Source organism: Streptomyces puniciscabiei, from assembly GCF_006715785.1.
Taxonomy (GTDB): domain Bacteria; phylum Actinomycetota; class Actinomycetes; order Streptomycetales; family Streptomycetaceae; genus Streptomyces; species Streptomyces puniciscabiei.
Window position 1 is genome coordinate 4675592 of the sequence record NZ_VFNX01000001.1, and the last position, 18222, is coordinate 4693813.

Genomic DNA, 18222 nt, shown 5'->3' on the forward strand with positions numbered 1-18222 from the left:
GCAAGGTGAATGACAGGTTGCGCTCAGATATGCATGGGGTGTCGCTCACCTTGCACTCCCCTTACCTAAAGTGGGAGCATTTCGCAGTTCCCTGTCGCCCCAAGGTAGGTCACCTGTGTCCCAGCACATAGCCAAGCCCCGTACCACCGCAGTGATCCTGGCCGGTGGCACCGGCCAGCGGGTGGGTCTGTCGATCCCCAAGCAGCTGCTGAAGATCGCCGGCAAGGCAGTCATCGAGCACACTCTGACCACCTTCGAGAACGCCGACTCGATCGACGACGTCATCGTGCTGATGGCGCCGGGCTACGTCCCGGACGTCGAGAAGATCGTCGCCAAGGCCGGATTCACCAAGGTGAAGAAGATCATCGAGGGCGGCTCGACGCGCAACGAGACCACCGAGCGCGCCATCTCCGCGCTTCGCGAGGGACTGGCCGAGGGCGAGGACCTCAACGTCCTCTTCCACGACGCCGTACGCCCCCTGCTCTCGCAGCGCGTCATCGACGACTGCGTGACCGCCCTGGAGCGTTACCAGGCCGTTGACGTGGCCATCCCGTCCGCGGACACCATCATCGTCACCCGCACCCACGGTGAGGACGGCGAGTTCATCACCGAGATCCCGGACCGCTCCCGGCTGCGCCGCGGCCAGACCCCGCAGGCCTTCAAGCTGTCCACGATCCGCCGCGCCTACGAGGTCGCCGCAGGTGACCCCAACTTCCAGGCCACGGACGACTGTTCCGTCGTGCTCAAGTACCTGCCGGACGTGCCGATCCACGTCGTCGCGGGTGACGAGTACAACATGAAGGTGACCCAGCCGGTCGACGTCTTCATCGCCGACAAGCTGTTCCAGCTCGCCTCCACCGCCGCCCCCGAGCAGGTCGGCGAGGACGCCTACCGCGAACTCCTCAGCGGCAGGACGGTCGTCATCTTCGGCGGCTCCTACGGCATCGGCAAGGACATCGCCGAACTCGCCGAGTCCTACGGCGCCCACGTCTACGCGCTGGGCCGCTCCACCACCGGCACCCACGTGGAGAACCCGGAGGAGGTCGACGACGCGCTGTCCAAGGCGTACGCCGAGACCGGCCGGATCGACTACGTCGTCAACACCGCGGGCGTGCTGCGCATCGGCAGGCTCGCCGAGACCGACAACGCCACCATCGAGGAGGCGCTGAAGGTCAACTACCTGGCCCCGGTGCAGATCGCCCGTTCGAGCTACAAGTACCTCGCCGAGTCCAGGGGCCAGCTGCTGCTCTACACCTCCAGCAGCTACACCCGCGGCCGCGCCGAGTACTCGCTGTACTCCTCCACCAAGGCCGCCATGGTGAACCTCACTCAGGCGCTGTCCGACGAGTGGGCCGGCGACGGCATCCGCGTCAACTGCATCAACCCCGAGCGGACCGCCACCCCGATGCGCACCAAGGCCTTCGGCCAGGAGCCCGCCGGCACGCTGCTCTCCTCCGAGGCCGTGGCACGCACCTCCCTGGACGTGCTGCTGTCGGAGCTGACCGGCCATGTCATCGACGTCCGTCAGCAGGACCCGACGGCGGGCGCCGCCAAGGCCTCCGGGTTCGAGCAGGCGCTGGCCACTGTGCTGGACCGCCAGGACGGCATGTAATAATTCGTCAATAGCTTTTACCGAATTCAGGCCTCTGTCGCCGCTCATTCACCGGGCGTTTGCAGAGGCCTGAATCCGTACATCTCTTACATCTCTCACAACATCTAGCGAACCGGCACTCCCCCTCCCAGAGCAGGTTTCTCCGTGATATCCACCGCTATTCGCGTCGCCCGGGTGGGCAGCGCGGCCGAGCTGACCGCGGCGGCCCTCATGATCCTGGGCTACCCGGCTCTCATGCTGGCCGCGCTCGTCCCGAGCGTGCCCGCCTTCGCGGCCGTGGCGGCCGTGACGTACCTGGCGGACCACTATCTGCACCGCAAGGGCAGCTACCTGATCAACCGCCTCAGCAAGATCCGGGCGGGTCTGTCGATCCGCTTCCTGATCCGGCAGCTGCTGCTGATCCTGCTGCTGGCCCGCCTGTCGCACGCGGACGACCTGATCTTCTACGGCGCCGTCGCCTGTTTCATCGCCTTCTACGGCCTCCAGGCCCCGCACGGTGCGCTGGTCACCCTCATCCGCAACCGCCGCCGGATGCCGGTCGCCACCCGCAACATCGACCTGAAGTCCCGCATCCGCATCCCGGACGCCCCGTCGCGCGGGCTGCTGCACCGCAGCGCGGAGAAGATGCTCCACCTGGACGTCTTCGCGATGATCGGCATCCTGATCTCGGCGGGCCAGGACTCCCCGGCCGCCCCGGGCTTCGTCGGCATCGGCCTCACGGTCGCCCTCGGCCTGCTGTACGTCCTGGTGCTGGTGCCGTACGTGCGCGGCCGGAAGATCCCGCCGAAGGCCGACATCGTCCTCGCCGCCGTCGACGACTGGCTGGCCGGCTACAAGCCGGAGACGGTCCTGTACTTCTCCGGCTCCAAGGACTCCGCGTACCAGGTCAACATGTGGCTGGAGACGATGGAGCAGCTGGAGTCCCGGCCCCTGATCATCCTGCGCGAGCGGGCCATCCTGGCCAGCCTCGCGCCGACCACGGTCCCCGTCATCTGCGTGCCCGGAGGGGTGCACCTGATGAACCTGGACCTGTCGACCGTGCGCGTGGCCCTGTACGCCGCGAACGTCGGCAAGAACATCCACCTGCTGCGCGTGCCGACCATGAAGCACGTCTTCATCGGCCACGGCGACAGCGACAAGCTGGCCAGCGTCAACCCGTACAGCAAGGTCTACGACGAGGTGTGGACCGCCGGCCGCGCCGGGCGCGACCGCTACGCCATCGCCGACGTCGGCGTGCGCGACGACGACATCGTGGAGGTCGGCCGTCCGCAGCTCGCGCCCATCCAGACCTCACAGGGCGTGAGCGAGGGCACCGGCGACGGAGCCGCTGAGGGACGCGTCCCCACGGTGCTGTACGCCCCGACGTGGGAGGGCTGGGACGGCAACCCCGGCAACACCTCGATCGTGCTCGCCGGCGAGAACATCGTGAAGAAGCTGGTCGCGGCCGACCCGCCGGTCCGCGTCCTGTACAAGCCGCACCCGTTCACCGGCACGGTCAGCAAGCGGGCCGCCGCCGCGCACAAGCGGATCACCGCCCTGGTGGAGAAGGCCGCCGCAGACCGCGCCGCCGACTCCCGCTTCACGGCCGACGGTAAGGCGATGGCCCAGGCCAAGGCCGGCCTGGCCCGCATCGAGGCCCGGCTCGCCCAGCTGACCGCGGCCGGCGACGACAAGGGCGACGAGGCCGAGGCCACCCGTGACGGTGTCGTGGACCTGGCCCGGCACGAGGAGATCGCCCGGCTGCGCGCCGAGTGGAACGACGCCTACTGGCGCTCCTTCCCGTCGTACGAGCACCGCGTCATCACCGGCGCCGAGCCGCGCCTGTACGACTGCTTCAACGTCTCCGACGCGATGGTCTCCGACATCTCCTCCGTGGTCTCCGACTTCATCGCGAGCGGCAAGCCGTACGCGGTCACCGACTCCGGCGGGCTCGGTCACGAGGAGTTCAAGCGGCAGAACACGGCGGTGCGCGCCGCGGTGATCCTGTCCAACGACGCGCGCGAGCTGGGCGGCCTGCTGGACGCCGTGCGCGACCCGTCCGCCGATCCGCTGCGGGAGGCCCGCAAGGAGCTCAAGCGCTATCTGCTGGGCCCGGACGAGCCGAAGTCCATCGACCAGTTCAACGCCGCGGTGGCCGATCTGGCCCTCAAGTCGGAGGCCCGCAACGTCGGCCAGCAGTCCCGGCTGGCCGGCGGGAACGGGGCGGACCCCGCCCAGCTGACCAATGCGGTGCCGGGGCAGCGGACGGCGTCCGCCGGTGACACGGAGGAGCTGAACGCGGGCTGACACCGCACTGCCGACGAGGGCCGGCCCCGGGACCGCTCCCGGAGCCGGCCCCTTTCGTCGCTTCTCGCCTGCCTCTTACCGACCCTACGTACTGTCGGGTGGACCCCCGAACCCTATGTGACCTGCACCACTTCTTACGTGGCATGGGGCAACTGTTTACCCGGGCGGCCTGTCTAACGGGTTGCCCACCCGGGCGATATGGGGCGATATGGGGAAAACTTCTCTTGGTAAGTAACTCGGTAAGCAACTTGGTGAGTAAGGGGAAAGCGTGACCGTCGTGACGCGGCCTGATGTGAGCGTGATCATCGGGGCGTACGAGGCGATGCCGTACCTGGTCGAGTGCCTGGCATCCGTCGAGGCGCAGACCATGGACCCGGCGCGCCTGGAGGTCATCGCGGTCGACGACGGCTCGACGGACGGCACCGGGGAGTACCTGGAGGAGTTCGCCGCCCGCGCCCCCATGCGCGTCACAGTCGTCCGTCAGGAGAACTCCGGCGGCCCCAGCGGCCCCCGCAACGTCGGCCTGGGCAGGGCGTCCGGCCGGTACGTGTTCTTCCTCGACGCCGACGACCGGCTCGGCCCCGAGGCCCTTGAGCGCATGGCCGCCATGGCCGACGAGAACGGCACCGACGTGGTGCTCGGCAAGGTCGAGGGCGTCAACCGCATCCCGCCGAAGTCCATGTGGGGCGAGACCCTCGCCCGTACCGACGTCTTCTCCTCCAACATCAAGTTCACGCTGAGCGCGCAGAAGCTGTTCCGCCGCGCGCTGCTGGACAAGCACGGCATGCGGTTCGACGAGTCGCTGTTCACCGGCGAGGACGCCCTGTTCACGATGGAGGCGTACTTGCGCGCGGACGGCGTCTCCGTCCTCGCCGACTACCCCTGCTACTACCTGGTCGGCCGCGACGACGGCAAGCACGTCACCAAGAGCGGCAGCTACACCCTGCGCTTCGACTCCGCGCGTGCGCTGATGAAGCTGATCACCGACATGGTCCCGGCCGGCGACAAGCGCGATCTGCTCATGGTCCGGCCCTTCCTCATCACCCTGCTGCCGCAGTTCGGGCCGAAGTTCCTCAAGGACAGCGAGAAGGTCCGCCGGCACAAGCTGGAGCTGGCCAAGCCGCTGCTGGACGCCCACTGGACGCCCGGGGTCGCCCGGCGGCTGAAGGTGCACGAGAGGCTGCGGCTGCACCTGGTGGCCCTGCAACGCGCCGATCTGCTGCTGGACGTCGTCGAGTTCGTCAAGGCGAAGAAGCAGGCCGACCCGATCCTGGAGAAGCGCGGCACCCGGGTCTACCTCGCCTACCCGCACTTCCGGTCCCGGACGGCCGGCCTTCCGGACGACATCTACCTCGCCGCGCCTCGCGAGGCCCGCGCCGTCCACGGCTACCGCGAGGCCGCCGCCAACTCCTTCCTGCGCCGGGCACTGCGCAAGGTACGGCGGATGCTCACGGAGAAGCACTTCGGGACAGCGGCGGCCTGACCCCCACCCATGAAGGTGTTCCGCAGCCCGGTCGCGGGCGTCCCGTCTGCAGGCTCATGGTTGAACCAGCTTTAATTTCTATGCACAACCAGTGCAGACCCTTTTGCCGTACGCAGAACGTGAACGATCGGCTACGTATCGCCTGTCCGGAGGCTGGACCGACGGGCGCGGGTCGATCCGCTTCGCGTAGATTGCCGCACAGGCAGCCAAACCGCGTGAGAAAACCGAGGGCAAGGTGGCAAGGGCAAGGCAGGCCGTGGGCGAGGCCCGCAGGATCGTCGTCAAGGTCGGCTCCTCGTCGCTGACCACCGCCGCGGGCGGCCTGGACGCCGACCGCGTCGACGCGCTGGTCGACGTCCTCGCCAAGATCCGCAGCGGGGGCGAGCGGGAGATCGTCCTCGTCTCCTCCGGCGCCATCGCCGCCGGCCTCGCCCCGCTCGGTCTGCGCCGCCGCCCCAAGGACCTCGCCCGGCAGCAGGCCGCCGCCAGCGTCGGCCAGGGTCTGCTCGTCGCCCGCTACACCGCCTCCTTCGCCCGCTACGGCGTCCGCGTCGGCCAAGTCCTGCTCACCTCCGACGACATGAGCCGCCGCGCCCACCACCGCAACGCCTCCCGCACCCTCGACAAGCTCCTTGCGATGGGTGCCTTCCCGATCGTCAACGAGAACGACACGGTCGCCACCGACGAGATCCGCTTCGGCGACAACGACCGTCTCGCCGCCCTCGTCGCCCACCTCGTCCACGCCGACCTGCTCGTCCTCCTCTCCGACATCGACGGCGTCTACGACGGAGACCCCAGCAGGCCCGGCACCTCGCGGATAGCGGAAGTGAAGGGCCCGGAGGACCTCGCGGGCGTCGAGATCGGCAGCGCGGGCAAGGCCGGAGTGGGCACCGGCGGGATGGTCACCAAGGTCGAGGCCGCCCGGATCGCGGCAGCGGCCGGCATCCCCGTGGTCCTCACCAGCGCCGTGCACGCGGCGGACGCCCTGGGCGGCGGCGACACCGGCACCTACTTCCACCCCACCGGCAGGCGCTCCGCCGACCGGCTCCTGTGGCTCCAGCACGCCTCCACCCCGCAAGGGGCGCTGATCCTGGACGACGGCGCGGTGGACGCCGTCGTGAAGCGGCGCAAGTCGCTGCTGCCCGCCGGAATCGCCGCCGTGGAGGGTGAGTTCAGCGCCGGCGATCCCGTCGAACTGCGCGACACGTCGGGGCGCGCGGTGGCCCGTGGACTCGTCAGCTTCGACGCCAAGGAGATCCCCCGGCTGATCGGGCGTTCGACCCGCGAACTGGCCCGGGAACTCGGCCCGGCGTACGAACGCGAGGTCGTACACAGGGACGACCTGGTGCTCCTGCACACGTAAAACGGGACGTAACGACAGCCCCCGGTGGGGGACGTTCCGTAAAACCGCCCCGCGGTGCCGTAGGGCCTGCTCAACTTTGTCTCAGAGAGACGTTCCGAGGCGCGTTCCGGGCAATGTGCCGAGGGACGCTCCGAGAGACGTTCTGCCGGACGTTCCCGAGCAGTGGGTGAAGGAGGCCGTCGTGAGACGAGTGCGCCCTGGGGTGGCCACCCGCGGTGCCCTGACGAGCGTCGCGGCCGGTGACACCTATGAGGAGCCCAAGGACCTGCCCCGGCTCTGGCACGTCACCCTCAGCGTCGCCGGCCCTGACGTCCCCCTCACCGATCTGCGGCGCGCCCTGGAACAGCTGGCCCACGACCACCCCTTCCTGCTGACCAGCCGGTACGCGAGCGACCACGCGGAGATCCGGTACTGGGAGGAGGCCCGCGACCTGCATGACGCCGCCGCCGTCGCGCTGCGGCTGTGGGGCGAGCACCGGCAGACCGCCGGACTGCCTCCGTGGGAGATCGTCGGCCTGGAGGTGATCGACCGCGAGACCTACCACCAGCGCATCGCCGAGGGCTACGGCCCGCCGCCCGCGACACCGGTGGGAGTCCATCCCTTTTGATCCGTCCTGAACCCTCTTGAGCCCTCCTGGGACCTTGTCTCGGGGTTTGGGATGAGCGGTGGCCGGCCCGTCCCGCGCACTACCCTTCCCTCATGACCACGCTCTCGCCGTACGACTCGATGTCCCCGGTCACCCAGGCCGCCTACCGGGCCAAGGCCGCCGCCGCCGACCTCGCGCCGCTCCCGCGTGCCGTGAAGGACGACGCGCTGCTCGCCATCGCCGACGCCCTCGAGGTCCGGACCAGCGAGATCGTCGAGGCCAACGCCACGGACGTCGCCAAGGCGCGGGAGCACGGCACCAGCGAGGCCATCGTCGACCGGCTCACCCTCACCCCCGAGCGGGTCCGCGCCATCGCCTCGGACGTCCGTGACGTGGCGAAGCTGCCCGACCCGGTCGGCGAGATCGTCCGCGGCTCCACCCTCCCCAACGGCATCGACCTGCGCCAGGTCCGCGTCCCGCTCGGCGTCGTCGGCATCATCTACGAGGCCCGCCCGAACGTCACCGTGGACGCCGCCGCACTGTGCCTGAAGTCCGGCAACGCCGTCCTGCTGCGCGGCTCCGCCTCCGCCTACGAGTCCAACACCGCCCTCGTCCGGGTCATCCGGGACGCCGTCGGCGGCGCCGGGCTGCCCGCCGACGCCGTCCAGCTGGTGCCCGGCGAGAGCCGCGAGTCCGTGCGCGAGCTGATGCGCGCCCGGGGCCTGGTCGACGTCCTCATCCCGCGCGGCGGCGCCTCCCTGATCCAGACCGTGGTCAGCGAGTCCACCGTCCCGGTCATCGAGACCGGCACCGGCAACTGCCACGTCTACGTCGACGCCCACGCCGACATCGACATGGCCATCGACATCCTGATCAACTCCAAGGCCCAGCGGGTCAGCGTCTGCAACGCCGCCGAGACCCTCCTCGTCCACCAGGACATCGCCCCCGAGTTCCTGCCGCGCGCCCTCGACGCCCTCGCCGAGGCCGGCGTCACCGTGCACGCCGACGAGCGGGTGATGGCCTACGCCAAGGACTCCAAGGCGACGGTCGTGGAGGCCGTGGCCGAGGACTGGGAGACCGAGTACCTCTCGTACGACATCGCCGCCGCGGTCGTCGACTCCCTGGACAAGGCCGTCGAGCACATCCGCCTGTGGACCTCCGGCCACACCGAGGCCATCGTCACGACCTCCCAGCAGGCCGCCCGCCGCTTCACCCAGCTGGTCGACTCCACCACCGTCGCCGTGAACGCCTCCACCCGCTTCACCGACGGCGGCCAGTTCGGCTTCGGCGCCGAGATCGGCATCTCCACCCAGAAGCTGCACGCCCGTGGCCCGATGGGCCTGCCGGAGCTGACCAGCACCAAGTACATCGTCACCGGCGACGGCCACGTGCGCCCCTGAGACCCACCCGTTCGGCCGCATGGCCCGGGGCCGTGGCGGGCGGCCGAAACGTCGTCTCACCAGTCAGACGAATTTCCATACCGTCTGCCCAAATTGACCCCCCCGGTCTACTCTGGATGCGTGCCGGAGGACGTGGGGGGCACGCCGTTCCCTGACGGCTGGGAGCCCGACGACGACCACGACCGCGGGGTGTCGGACGAAGAGTTCGCCTCCGTGGTCTTCGACGAGGCCTTCGTACAGGCGGCCACGGTCCATGAGCCGACCGCCGTCGAGCGCCTCCTTGCCGCCGCCCAGGCCAGAGCCGAGGCCTCCGAGGCGGAGGCCCGCCGCGCCCACGCCCGAGGCGAGCACTACGACGACGCCTACGGCCCCGAGGGCACCGATTTCGGCCAAGATCCGGACGACGACGAGCTGGAGGACACCTACGTCCTCGGCGACCGTCACTTCGGGGGATACGGCAAGCAGGTCCGCTGGCACCGCCCGGTGGCCTGGGTGCTGGCCGTCGTGATGGGCATCGGCATGGTCGCCCTGGCCTTCGCCGCCGTCTACCGGGGTGGCTCCGCCGGCACCCGCGACGGGGTCCCCTCGCCCGCCCCGACCGGCCTGGAACAGGGCAGCGCAGCCGCACCCTCCGTCTCCGCCGACACCTCCCAGCCGGCGGCCTCGGCCATCCCGCGATCCCCCTGAACGCCCGCCCCGCTCTTGGTGAGCACCTGTCAGAACTTGTCGTGTAGCAGGGCGTTTACCTGAGGCCTGCGCGACCTACTCTGAAAGTATGGGCGGGCCTGGAGACCCACCGGAGGGCACACCCGAGGGCGGCCCCGGAGGTGGCGAGGACGAGTACCGATCCGTCGTGTTCGACGAGTCGTTCGTCCGCGCTGCCCGCCTCCAGGAGTTCTCCGCCGAGGAGCGGATGGCCGATCACGCGCCCGCCGTACGCCGCCGCCCGCCCCTGCACCGCGGACTCACCCGCCAGGCTCTGATCCTCGTCCTGCTCATCGCCGTCGCCTTCGGCACCGCGATCTACATGGGCGTCCGCCGCCCCTACGGCTCCCCGGAGACCCGCCGCCCCGTCGAGCCCCTGCGGATGACGGTGATCCCGCTCGCCCCGACGGGCAAGGTGCCCGGCACCGCCGACGCCGAGTACCTGTACGCGCACAGCCCCGCCGCCCAGTACGACGTCGGCGCCGAGGGGATACCCCTGCCGGTCACCCGCAGCACCGCCCACTTCTCCGACAGCCAGGTGGTGACCGCGCTCACCACCGCCAAGGACTACATCGTCCGCTCCTCGCTCTATCCCGAGGTGCTCACCGGCCGCCAGGTCCGCCCCGCCCGCTCCCTCCTGGACGCCGACCAGCTCGACCAGTTCGACCAGAGCTTCGACCACCCGGCGGCGGACGGCCGGCACGCCCCCAACGGCTGGCTGGTCCGCCTCGACCCCTCCCGCGCCCAGCTCGCCGACGACCGGATTCGCGTCAGGGGCGACCTTCAGGCGACCGAGAGCGACTCGAGCACGCTGGAGGTCACCGCCGACCACACCTTCGTCTACGCCCTGCGCCCCAGCGGTGCCGCGACGAACGCGCCGGTGTCCCTGTTCACGGTCCGCCGCGAGCTGACCTTCCGCTTCACCCGTGACGATCTGCGCACCCACCAGGTACAGCTGCTCACGTCCTACGTCCAGGCCGGCCCCCTCGCCTGCGCCGAGGACTCCACGTCCTACTTCCGCCCCCTCCTGGCCGGCCAGACCGCCCACCTGGGCGGCCCCGCGGGCACCGACCCCTACGAGACGGACAGCCCTGCAGCCCTCTGTGGGACGCTGGCCGCCGGGGCTGAGCCGACGGTGTGAGCGGGGGAGTCTTCGCGGCCGACCGGGGTGGTGAGGGTGGAGGGGTGGGGCTCGGTGCCCGGGGTGAGTCGGCATTCTCCGGGCGCCCGTGTCTGGCCCTTCCGGGCTGAGGGCGGTTCGGCACCGCCGGAGTCCGCCGCCGTGGCGAGCGCCGTTGCGGCGGAAAAGCGACGGGCGAGCGGTGTGGCGGCGGGCAGCCACGCCCGGCCCCTCCTGCGGCGGCGGGGAGCCGAGCGGTGTTGTCGGTGGGAGAGAAGCAGCCGGGCGCGCTCGCAGTGGTATGCCGTCATCCCTCCTGAGGGGCGTCCGCCGGGCCGCCCTTCGCCGGGGGCGGGCTGCGGAAGCCGTCGAAGCCGCGGCGGACCCGGCCGCCCAGGTCGCCCGCGCCGCCCGCGAGGTCCGTGACCAGCTTCATCAGCGGGTCCTTGGAGGTCTTCACATCGCTCGCGTAGCTGGCCGCCGACTCGCGGAAGGAGTCGCTGACCGAGGTGTCCTTGTCCTCGTCACGCCGCGGGTAGTGGCCGTCCATGATCCGCTGGAAGTCCCGGGACTCGGCCCACTTCTTCAGCTCGGCCGCGCGGATCGTGGCAAAGGGGTGGGAGCGGGGCAGCACGTTCAGGATCTTCAGCACGGAGTCCCGCAGATCGCCACCGGACTCGTACTCCTCGGCCTGCTCCAGGAAGGCGTCCACGTTCATCTCGTGCAGATGGTTGCCGCCCGCGATCTTCATCAGGCCGCGCATCGAGGCACGGACGTCCTGCCCCACCAGCAGCCCCGCCCGGTCCGCGGACAGCTCCGACTTGCGGAACCACTCCCTGAGCGCCGTCACCAACGCCATGACCGCGAGGTTGCCCAGTGGGATCCAGGCCACCCTCAGCGCGAGGGTGGTCAGGAACAGCAGGATCGTGCGGTACACCGAGTGCCCGGACAGCGCGTGTCCCACCTCGTGCCCGACGACCGCCCGCATCTCCTCCTCGTCGAGGAGCTCCACGAGCCCCGTGGTGACCACGATGATCGGCTCGTCCAGGCCGATGCACATCGCGTTCGGCTGCGGGTCCTGGTTGACGTACATCGGCGGGACCTTCTCCAGGTCCAGGATGTAACAGGCGTCCAGCAGCATGTCGTGCAGATGCTGGAACTGCCGCTCGGAGACGCGCACCGAGTCGGACAGGAACAGCAGTCGCAGGCTCCGCTCGGGCAGCAGCCCGCTGAGCGCCTTGAAGACGGTGTCGAATCCGCTCAGCTTGCGCAGCGCGACCAGGGCCGAGCGGTCGGCCGGATGCTCGTAGGCACGCGAGGAGATCCCCGGGAAGCGCCTGCGCTGCCTGCTCGGCACGCGCTCGTGCCCCGTGTGCTGCTGGCCGTCGTCGGACATGTCTTCCCCCATGTGCGTATGAGTGCCCACTGTGCCCCCGAAGCGGAGCCCAGCCTAGGCGGAGATACCGTGGACGGGCAGTACAGCCGAAGGAGTTCACTCATGGAGCACCATGCCGCAGCCGCCCGGCTGGCCGAGGCCGCCGCGAGCGCCGTCCAACAGCACGGGTCGGGCAATCTGCTCCGCATCGTCCTGGTCGTGATGGTCCTGGGCTGTGCACTGACCGCCTGGTTCCTGCTGAGCGGCTACAAGCGGAAGGACGACTGACGGCTCGGATAAGTTCCCCGCGCGGTCCGAACGGCAGAGTCGGCGTGATCGCCGCCGGGGCGCCCGCATACGATGAGCCGACATCTTTATCCCGCCCACACGCGTTAGGTCCTGCCGAAGATGAGCCTTCACAGCGCCGCAGCCCCGTTGGTCACCCTCGCCGAAGCCGAGGGCGGCCACCACAACAGCCTCAACCCGGCCGTCACCGGCGGCAGCGCCCTCGCCATCCTGCTGCTCCTGCTGTGGATCACCACCCGCTTCAACCGCGACCGCTGAGCGGGGACCCCGTCCCCGGCCGGACGCCTGAGGCCGGGCCGGTAGGGTCTGCACGCATGGGAGAGCAGGACATGCCTACCGGTCCGGCGTACGAGACCGCCGACGACACGGTCAAGCACCCTCAGTACCGGCCGTTCGGCGGCCCCGCCCACACGGGCAAGCGGCGCCTCGGCGTCATGGGCGGAACCTTCGACCCGATCCACCACGGGCACCTGGTGGCGGCCAGCGAGGTCGCCGCGCAGTTCCAGCTCGACGAGGTGGTGTTCGTGCCCACCGGGCAGCCGTGGCAGAAGTCCCACCGCAAGGTCTCCCCGGCCGAGGACCGCTATCTGATGACGGTCATCGCCACCGCCGAGAACCCGCAGTTCTCCGTCAGCCGCATCGACATCGACCGCGGCGGCCCCACCTACACCGTGGACACCCTGCGCGACCTCCGCGCGCTCAATCCCGACACGGACCTGTTCTTCATCACCGGCGCCGACGCCCTCGCCCAGCTGCTGACCTGGCGGGACAGCGAGGAACTGTTCTCCCTCGCGCACTTCGTCGGCGTCACCCGGCCCGGCCACCACCTGACCGATCCCGGCCTGCCGGAGGGCGGCGTCTCGCTCGTCGAGGTGCCGGCGCTCGCCATCTCCTCCACCGACTGCCGTGCGAGAGTCGCCAAGGGAGAACCCATCTGGTACATGGTGCCGGACGGAGTCGTGCGCTACATCGACAAGCGCGAGCTGTACCGCGGCGAGTGAGCCGAGAGGGGCACCGGTGAACGACCGATACGACGCGGGTGACGCAGGCTACGGCGCCGGCCCGTACGAAATCGTCGGCTACGACGAGTACGGCCGGCCCATGTACCAGCAGGTTCCGGCACAGCCGGCACCGCAGGCTCAGCAGGCGACGTACGACCCGTACGCCCAGCAGCAGGGCTACGGCTACGACCCGTACGCCACCGGCCAGCAGCCGCCGGTGACCTCCTACGACACCGGCCGCCCGGCACCCGGCTACGACCCCTACGCCTCCCAGGCCTCGTACGACCCCTACGGCACCGGCACCCAGCACCCCGTCGGCTACGACCCCTACGGGCGGGCCGCGGACAGCGGACAGCAGCCCCGGGTCACCGAGCAGACTGCTCACATCCCGCAACAGGCAGGCCCGGGGGACGGCACGCACGCCCCGGCACAGCCCGCGGGGCCGCACGACGACGGTGAACGGGACTACCACACCGAGCAGTTCGCGTTCGTCGAGGAGCCGGACGGCGACTCCGAGGACGTCATCGACTGGCTCAAGTTCACCGAGAACCGCACCGAGCGCCGCGAGGAGGCCCGCCGCCGTGCCCGCAGCCGGATCATCGCCCTGTTCGTCGTCCTCGCCCTCGTCGCCGTCGGTGGCGTCGGCTACCTCTGGTACGCCGGAAAGCTGCCCGGCCTGTCCTCCTCCGGCTCCAAACCCGGCGCGGCGACGCCGGTCGGCGCCCAGAAACGCGACGTGATCGTCGTCCACCTGCACAACACCGGAAAGGGCGGCACCTCCACGGCGCTGCTGGTCGACAACACCACCACCAAGCAGGGCAGCACGGTGCTGCTGCCCAACTCCCTCGCCCTGAGCGCCGACGACGGCTCCACCACCACCCTCGCCAAGTCGGTGGCCGACGACGGCTCCTCCGGCACCCTCGACCAGCTCGACACCGTGCTCGGCACCAACATCCAGGGCACCTGGCGGCTGGACACCCCCTACCTGCAGAACCTGGTCGACCTGGTCGGCAACATCGACATCGACACCAACACCGACGTGCCAGACCCGGACGCCAAGAAGAAGGGCACCGAGCCCCTCGTCCACAAGGGCAGCCAGCAGACCCTCAGCGGCAAGATGGCCGTCGCCTACGCCACCTACCGCGCCGCCGGCGAGTCCGAGAACGCCCAGCTGGAGCGGTTCGGCCAGGTCATGCAGGGCGTGCTGCGCAAGATGTCCTCCGATCCGTCGGCGGCCACGGTCACCGTGCAGACCCTCGCGCAGATCCTCGACCCGCCGCTCACCGACAAGGACCTCGGCACCTTCCTCGCCAAGCTCGCCGACCTCGCCAAGAGCGGCGCCTACAAGACCGCCCTGCTGCCCGTACAGGCCGACGGCACCCTGAGCGCGAAGACCAGCGACAGCGTGGTGAAGGACATCCTCGGCGGTACCGCCAAGAGCCCCGACGCCGGCTCCGCGGTCCGGGTCTCCGTGCAGAACGCCACCGGTGTGAAGGACGACACGGAGAAGGCGCGCGTGGTGCTGCTCAACGGCGGCTTCACCTTCCTGGAGGGCGGCACTGCCTCCGGCACGCAGGCCGCCTCGAAGGTGGTCTACTCGGACGCCTCCCACAAGTCGGACGCCTCCGAGGTCGCCAAGACCCTCGGCCTGCCCGCCGGCTCCGTGGCCAAGGGCACCGTCTCCTCCGGCGCCGACGTTTCGGTGGTCCTCGGCCAGGACTACAGACCCGCCAGTTCCTGATCGGGTCGCGGGCACCCCACGTGCCACAGTAATCACGTGGGGTGCGCGGGGCGGTCCGTGAGACCCTTGAGGTCCAGTGACCGCCGACCGAAAGCTTCGTAGTGACCGCCACCAACCGTTCTCTTGAGCTCATCAACACCGCCGCCCAGGCGGCGGCCGACAAGCTCGCCCACGACGTCATCGCCTACGACGTGAGCGACGTGCTGTCGATCACGGACGCCTTCCTGCTGGCCTCCGCGCCGAACGACCGCCAGGTCAGGGCCATCGTCGACGAGATCGAGGAGCGCCTGCTGAAGGAGCTCGGCGCCAAGCCGGTGCGCCGCGAGGGCGACCGTGAGTCCCGCTGGATCCTCCTCGACTACGTCGACATCGTCGTGCATGTCCAGCACAGCGAGGAGCGGGTCTTCTACGCCCTGGAACGGCTGTGGAAGGACTGCCCCGAGCTGGAGCTGCCCGCCGACGCCAAGGCCACCCGCGGCAAGGCGGAGGAGCACGCGAAGCTGCAGGCCGCCGAGGCCGATCAGGAGCCGGGCGGGGAGTGGTGATGAGCGCCACCGGCGAGGTGACCGACCGCAAGAGCCGCGGCCGTCGCATCATCCTGTGGCGCCACGGCCAGACCGCCTGGAACGTCGAGCGCCGCTTCCAGGGCAGTACGGACGTCGCGCTGACCGAGACCGGCATCGGCCAGGCCCGCCGCGCCGCCCGACTGCTGGCCTCCCTGGGACCGGACGCGATCATCTCCTCGGACCTGCAGCGGGCGGCGCACACGGCCGCCGAGCTGGCCGCGCTCACCGGCCTCGACATCACCCGCGAGGAGGGCCTGCGCGAGACCTACGCGGGCGTCTGGCAGGGGCTGACGCACGAGGAGATCATCGCCCGGTACGGCGAGGAGTACGCCGCGTGGAAGCGCGGCGAGGCGGTCCGCCGCGGCGGCGGCGAACTGGAGACCGAGGTCGCCGACCGCGCCGCACCCGTCGTACTGCGGCACGTCGAGAAGCTGCCCGAGGACGGCACCCTCGTGGTCGTCAGCCACGGCGGCACCATCCGCACCACCATCGGCCGGCTGCTCGGCCTGGAGGCCGGGCACTGGGAGAGCCTCGGCGGTCTCTCCAACTGCTGCTGGTCCGTGCTCGGTGAGGGCGCCCGCGGCTGGCGCCTGCTGGAGCACAACGCCGGAACCCTCCCGGAGCCCGTCCTCGGCGACGACGACTGAGCCTCCTCCGGCTCCCGGACCCCGGATTTCACTTTCTGGCAGGTCACAGGCTAAAGTTCTTCTTGTTCGCCCCGCCGAGCGGGAAGAACGCCAGGGGCTATAGCTCAGTTGGTAGAGCGCCTGCATGGCATGCAGGAGGTCAGGAGTTCAATTCTCCTTAGCTCCACTGATCGACACTCTGTTGAGTTGTCAAAGATCGGTGATGAAGGTCCCGTCCCCTCAGGGGGGCGGGATTTTCTGTCGTGTACGCCGACGGCCACACGGCGATCCGGCACTCAGGCATCCAGTCCCAGGTCCGCGCCTGAGCGGATCTTCACCCGAGCACCCGGTGGTCAGCTCACCGCTCGCCCACAGCCGAGCGAACAACACGTCGGCTGGTGTGACCCGCGCCCTGCTCACCCTCTTTGCCGTCTGCGCCGTGCCCATCGTGTGGGGCCTCGTCGTGAGATCCGCCGTCATCTCCGCCACCGTGCGTCCTCCCCGTCCTCGTCGCCGGCACCCGAGCCGGGCGCCGGCCCGTCTCGAGCCCTGCGATCAGTGAAGCACCCGCCACTGACAGTGACCTTCGACTGCCCGACGGTCCTGCTTTCCCCGTCACCGACAGTGAAGCACCCGCCACTGACAGCCGGTCCCGCTGCGGCCCACGGCCCTGCTCACCTCCCTGTTTGCGCTCGACCTGTCCGGGACCGGTTCCGCTCGGCGCGGCCGTGCTGCTGCCGCCCGGCCCGACCAGGCGGCGACGCTCGCGCGGCCCGGTCGGCTGATCTGCGTGGCGTCTTTCGGCACACTGTTCCTGAACCGGGTTGAGTCACTCGGCGTTCTGCGCTCGTATACCTCTGCGGAGGCGTTCTCGGTGTGTGCCTGGGCGCTGGCCTCAGCGGGCCGCGGTGGGCGCCGTGTCCGGACTGGTACTGAGGCGTCGCTGACCGTATTGCTCCGGCCGTGGCAGAATCAAACGGCCGGAAGGGGGCGCGGCCCGACGGGAGGGAGTAGCGATGCCTGCGAGCATCCTTGAGGAGGTCGGCCACCTCCTCGGTGCGGCGTTGATACGGGACACGACCACCCGGCTGAGCTGCCCTTCCTGCGGTTCCGCGCATGTCGCCCAAGTTCTCGGCGACAACGGCGGAGTCTCCTACGTGTGCACGGCCTGCGGCCACAGCTGGAGCTGATCGATGGGTGCACACAGGCGAAAGTGTGACTGGTGTGGGAGCGGTACGCCGATCGTCCGTGACATGGAGCCGATCAATCCCGACTACCAGTACTGGTGCGAGGAATGCGCGCGGGCGCTGATCATAAAAGGCGACCCGATCGAGACGTACCGGGAATTGGAGGGCGAGCCGATCTACGGCCGCCTTCTCGAAGAGCACTGCACACTCAAGCGGTTCTACTCCTTCGTGACCGCCTGATACCGGGCGCACCGCTGCAGCGTTCCGGCAACGATGTCCGGGTCGGGGTCGTCGGCACGAGGAACAGCGCACCAGCTGCGGCGCGGAGGGCCGGAAGCGGCAATTCCAGGGCTGCCTGGTGCAGTTCGGCCCGCCCGGTTCCGTGCGGCACCCATCAGGGGGCGTACGAGCGCAACTCTGCCGCCACGGCGACCGAGAGGCCTGCAACGGCCACTACGGCCGCCGATGCGACGCAGAAGACTGCCCGCGGTCGGGCCTGCGCGGAACGCGCGCCAGAACGCCGCGCAAGGCCCGGTCGGCGGTTCCTGGGCACGACCGGTCCACGCGCGCGTAGCCGGAGCCCAGCAGGGTCACAAAATCAGACATAAGCACCTTACCGACGCGAACCTGAAACCGATTTGGCGCTGCGCCCCCGGGCCTGTAATGTTTACGTCGTCGCCGGGGGAACCGGGCGAAACAACAGAACAAGGGGCTATAGCTCAGTTGGTAGAGCGCTTGCATGGCATGCAAGAGGTCAGGAGTTCAATTCTCCTTAGCTCCACAGAAGTCGAAGGCGGACCATCCCGACAGGTGGTCCGCCTTCGGCGTTTTGCGTCGCGCCGTGAGCCGTAGAGGAACGAAGGGG

Annotated in this window: 17 protein-coding genes and 2 tRNA genes; 18 read left to right on the forward strand and 1 reads right to left on the reverse strand. The window is 69.9% G+C overall.

Annotated features, from left to right (window positions below; translation table 11 throughout):
• Nucleotides 1–115 precede the first annotated feature (115 nt).
• The 8 genes from FB563_RS21650 (at nt 116) to FB563_RS21685 (ending at nt 10576) form a co-directional block, all read left to right on the forward strand.
• Nucleotides 116–1612 (forward strand): bifunctional cytidylyltransferase/SDR family oxidoreductase, encoded by a 1497-nt coding sequence (locus tag FB563_RS21650; RefSeq protein ID WP_055703575.1) that lies wholly within the window; start codon nt 116–118, stop codon nt 1610–1612.
• 174 nt (nt 1613–1786) lie between these two features.
• Nucleotides 1787–3898, forward strand: a complete 2112-nt coding sequence (locus FB563_RS21655; RefSeq protein WP_055703576.1) for a hypothetical protein — start codon at nt 1787–1789, stop codon at nt 3896–3898.
• A gap of 268 nt (nt 3899–4166) precedes the next feature.
• Nucleotides 4167–5381: a glycosyltransferase family 2 protein gene (locus FB563_RS21660; RefSeq protein WP_267888622.1), complete on the forward strand. Its 1215-nt coding sequence runs from the start codon at nt 4167–4169 to the stop codon at nt 5379–5381.
• Nucleotides 5382–5637: 256 nt separating this feature from the next.
• Nucleotides 5638–6744 (forward strand): glutamate 5-kinase, encoded by a 1107-nt coding sequence (gene proB, locus FB563_RS21665; protein ID WP_055703577.1) that lies wholly within the window; start codon nt 5638–5640, stop codon nt 6742–6744.
• A 181-nt stretch (nt 6745–6925) separates the two neighbouring features.
• On the forward strand, nt 6926–7351 hold the full coding sequence (locus FB563_RS21670) for a hypothetical protein (protein ID WP_055703589.1): 426 nt from the start codon (nt 6926–6928) through the stop codon (nt 7349–7351).
• Between the two features lie 92 nt (nt 7352–7443).
• Entirely contained in the window at nt 7444–8730 is a 1287-nt protein-coding gene (locus FB563_RS21675) for a glutamate-5-semialdehyde dehydrogenase (protein WP_055703578.1), read from the forward strand.
• Nucleotides 8731–8850: 120 nt separating this feature from the next.
• Complete coding sequence (locus FB563_RS21680) at nt 8851–9417, forward strand: SCO2584 family spore wall biosynthesis protein (protein WP_055703579.1); 567 nt, start codon at nt 8851–8853, stop codon at nt 9415–9417.
• Between the two features lie 88 nt (nt 9418–9505).
• On the forward strand, nt 9506–10576 hold the full coding sequence (locus tag FB563_RS21685; RefSeq protein WP_055703580.1) for an SCO2583 family membrane protein: 1071 nt from the start codon (nt 9506–9508) through the stop codon (nt 10574–10576).
• 286 nt (nt 10577–10862) lie between these two features.
• Here the strand turns inward: FB563_RS21685 and FB563_RS21690 are convergent, their stop codons facing one another.
• Entirely contained in the window at nt 10863–11951 is a 1089-nt protein-coding gene (locus FB563_RS21690; protein ID WP_055704242.1) for a M48 family metallopeptidase, read from the reverse strand.
• Between the two features lie 102 nt (nt 11952–12053).
• Between FB563_RS21690 and FB563_RS43025 the strand changes: the two genes are divergently transcribed.
• The 10 genes from FB563_RS43025 to FB563_RS21730 all read left to right on the forward strand — a co-directional run bounded on the left by FB563_RS43025 (nt 12054) and on the right by FB563_RS21730 (nt 18138).
• Entirely contained in the window at nt 12054–12218 is a 165-nt protein-coding gene (locus FB563_RS43025) for a hypothetical protein (RefSeq protein ID WP_167528499.1), read from the forward strand.
• 120 nt (nt 12219–12338) lie between these two features.
• The gene (locus FB563_RS43030) at nt 12339–12494 is read left to right on the forward strand and encodes a hypothetical protein (protein WP_167528500.1); all 156 of its coding nucleotides are present in this window, start codon (nt 12339–12341) and stop codon (nt 12492–12494) included.
• A 56-nt stretch (nt 12495–12550) separates the two neighbouring features.
• Nucleotides 12551–13237, forward strand: a complete 687-nt coding sequence (nadD, locus tag FB563_RS21695; RefSeq protein ID WP_055704241.1) for a nicotinate-nucleotide adenylyltransferase — start codon at nt 12551–12553, stop codon at nt 13235–13237.
• Nucleotides 13238–13253: 16 nt separating this feature from the next.
• Entirely contained in the window at nt 13254–14978 is a 1725-nt protein-coding gene (locus FB563_RS21700; protein WP_055704240.1) for an LCP family protein, read from the forward strand.
• A 101-nt stretch (nt 14979–15079) separates the two neighbouring features.
• Nucleotides 15080–15523, forward strand: coding sequence for a ribosome silencing factor (rsfS, locus tag FB563_RS21705; protein WP_055704239.1), 444 nt, complete (start codon nt 15080–15082; stop codon nt 15521–15523).
• Nucleotides 15523–16191, forward strand: a complete 669-nt coding sequence (locus FB563_RS21710) for a histidine phosphatase family protein (RefSeq protein WP_055704244.1) — start codon at nt 15523–15525, stop codon at nt 16189–16191. Before rsfS ends, FB563_RS21710 begins: the two co-directional genes overlap by 1 nt.
• Nucleotides 16192–16284: 93 nt before the next feature.
• Nucleotides 16285–16357, forward strand: a tRNA-Ala gene (locus tag FB563_RS21715).
• Between the two features lie 829 nt (nt 16358–17186).
• Nucleotides 17187–17360 carry a hypothetical protein gene (locus FB563_RS21720; RefSeq protein WP_107100515.1) on the forward strand — a complete coding sequence of 58 codons (174 nt, stop codon included), beginning with the start codon at nt 17187–17189 and terminating at the stop codon, nt 17358–17360.
• A gap of 3 nt (nt 17361–17363) precedes the next feature.
• Nucleotides 17364–17597, forward strand: coding sequence for a hypothetical protein (locus FB563_RS21725; RefSeq protein ID WP_006136074.1), 234 nt, complete (start codon nt 17364–17366; stop codon nt 17595–17597).
• A 468-nt stretch (nt 17598–18065) separates the two neighbouring features.
• A tRNA-Ala gene (locus FB563_RS21730) sits at nt 18066–18138 on the forward strand.
• The last annotated feature ends 84 nt before the right edge of the window (nt 18139–18222 follow it).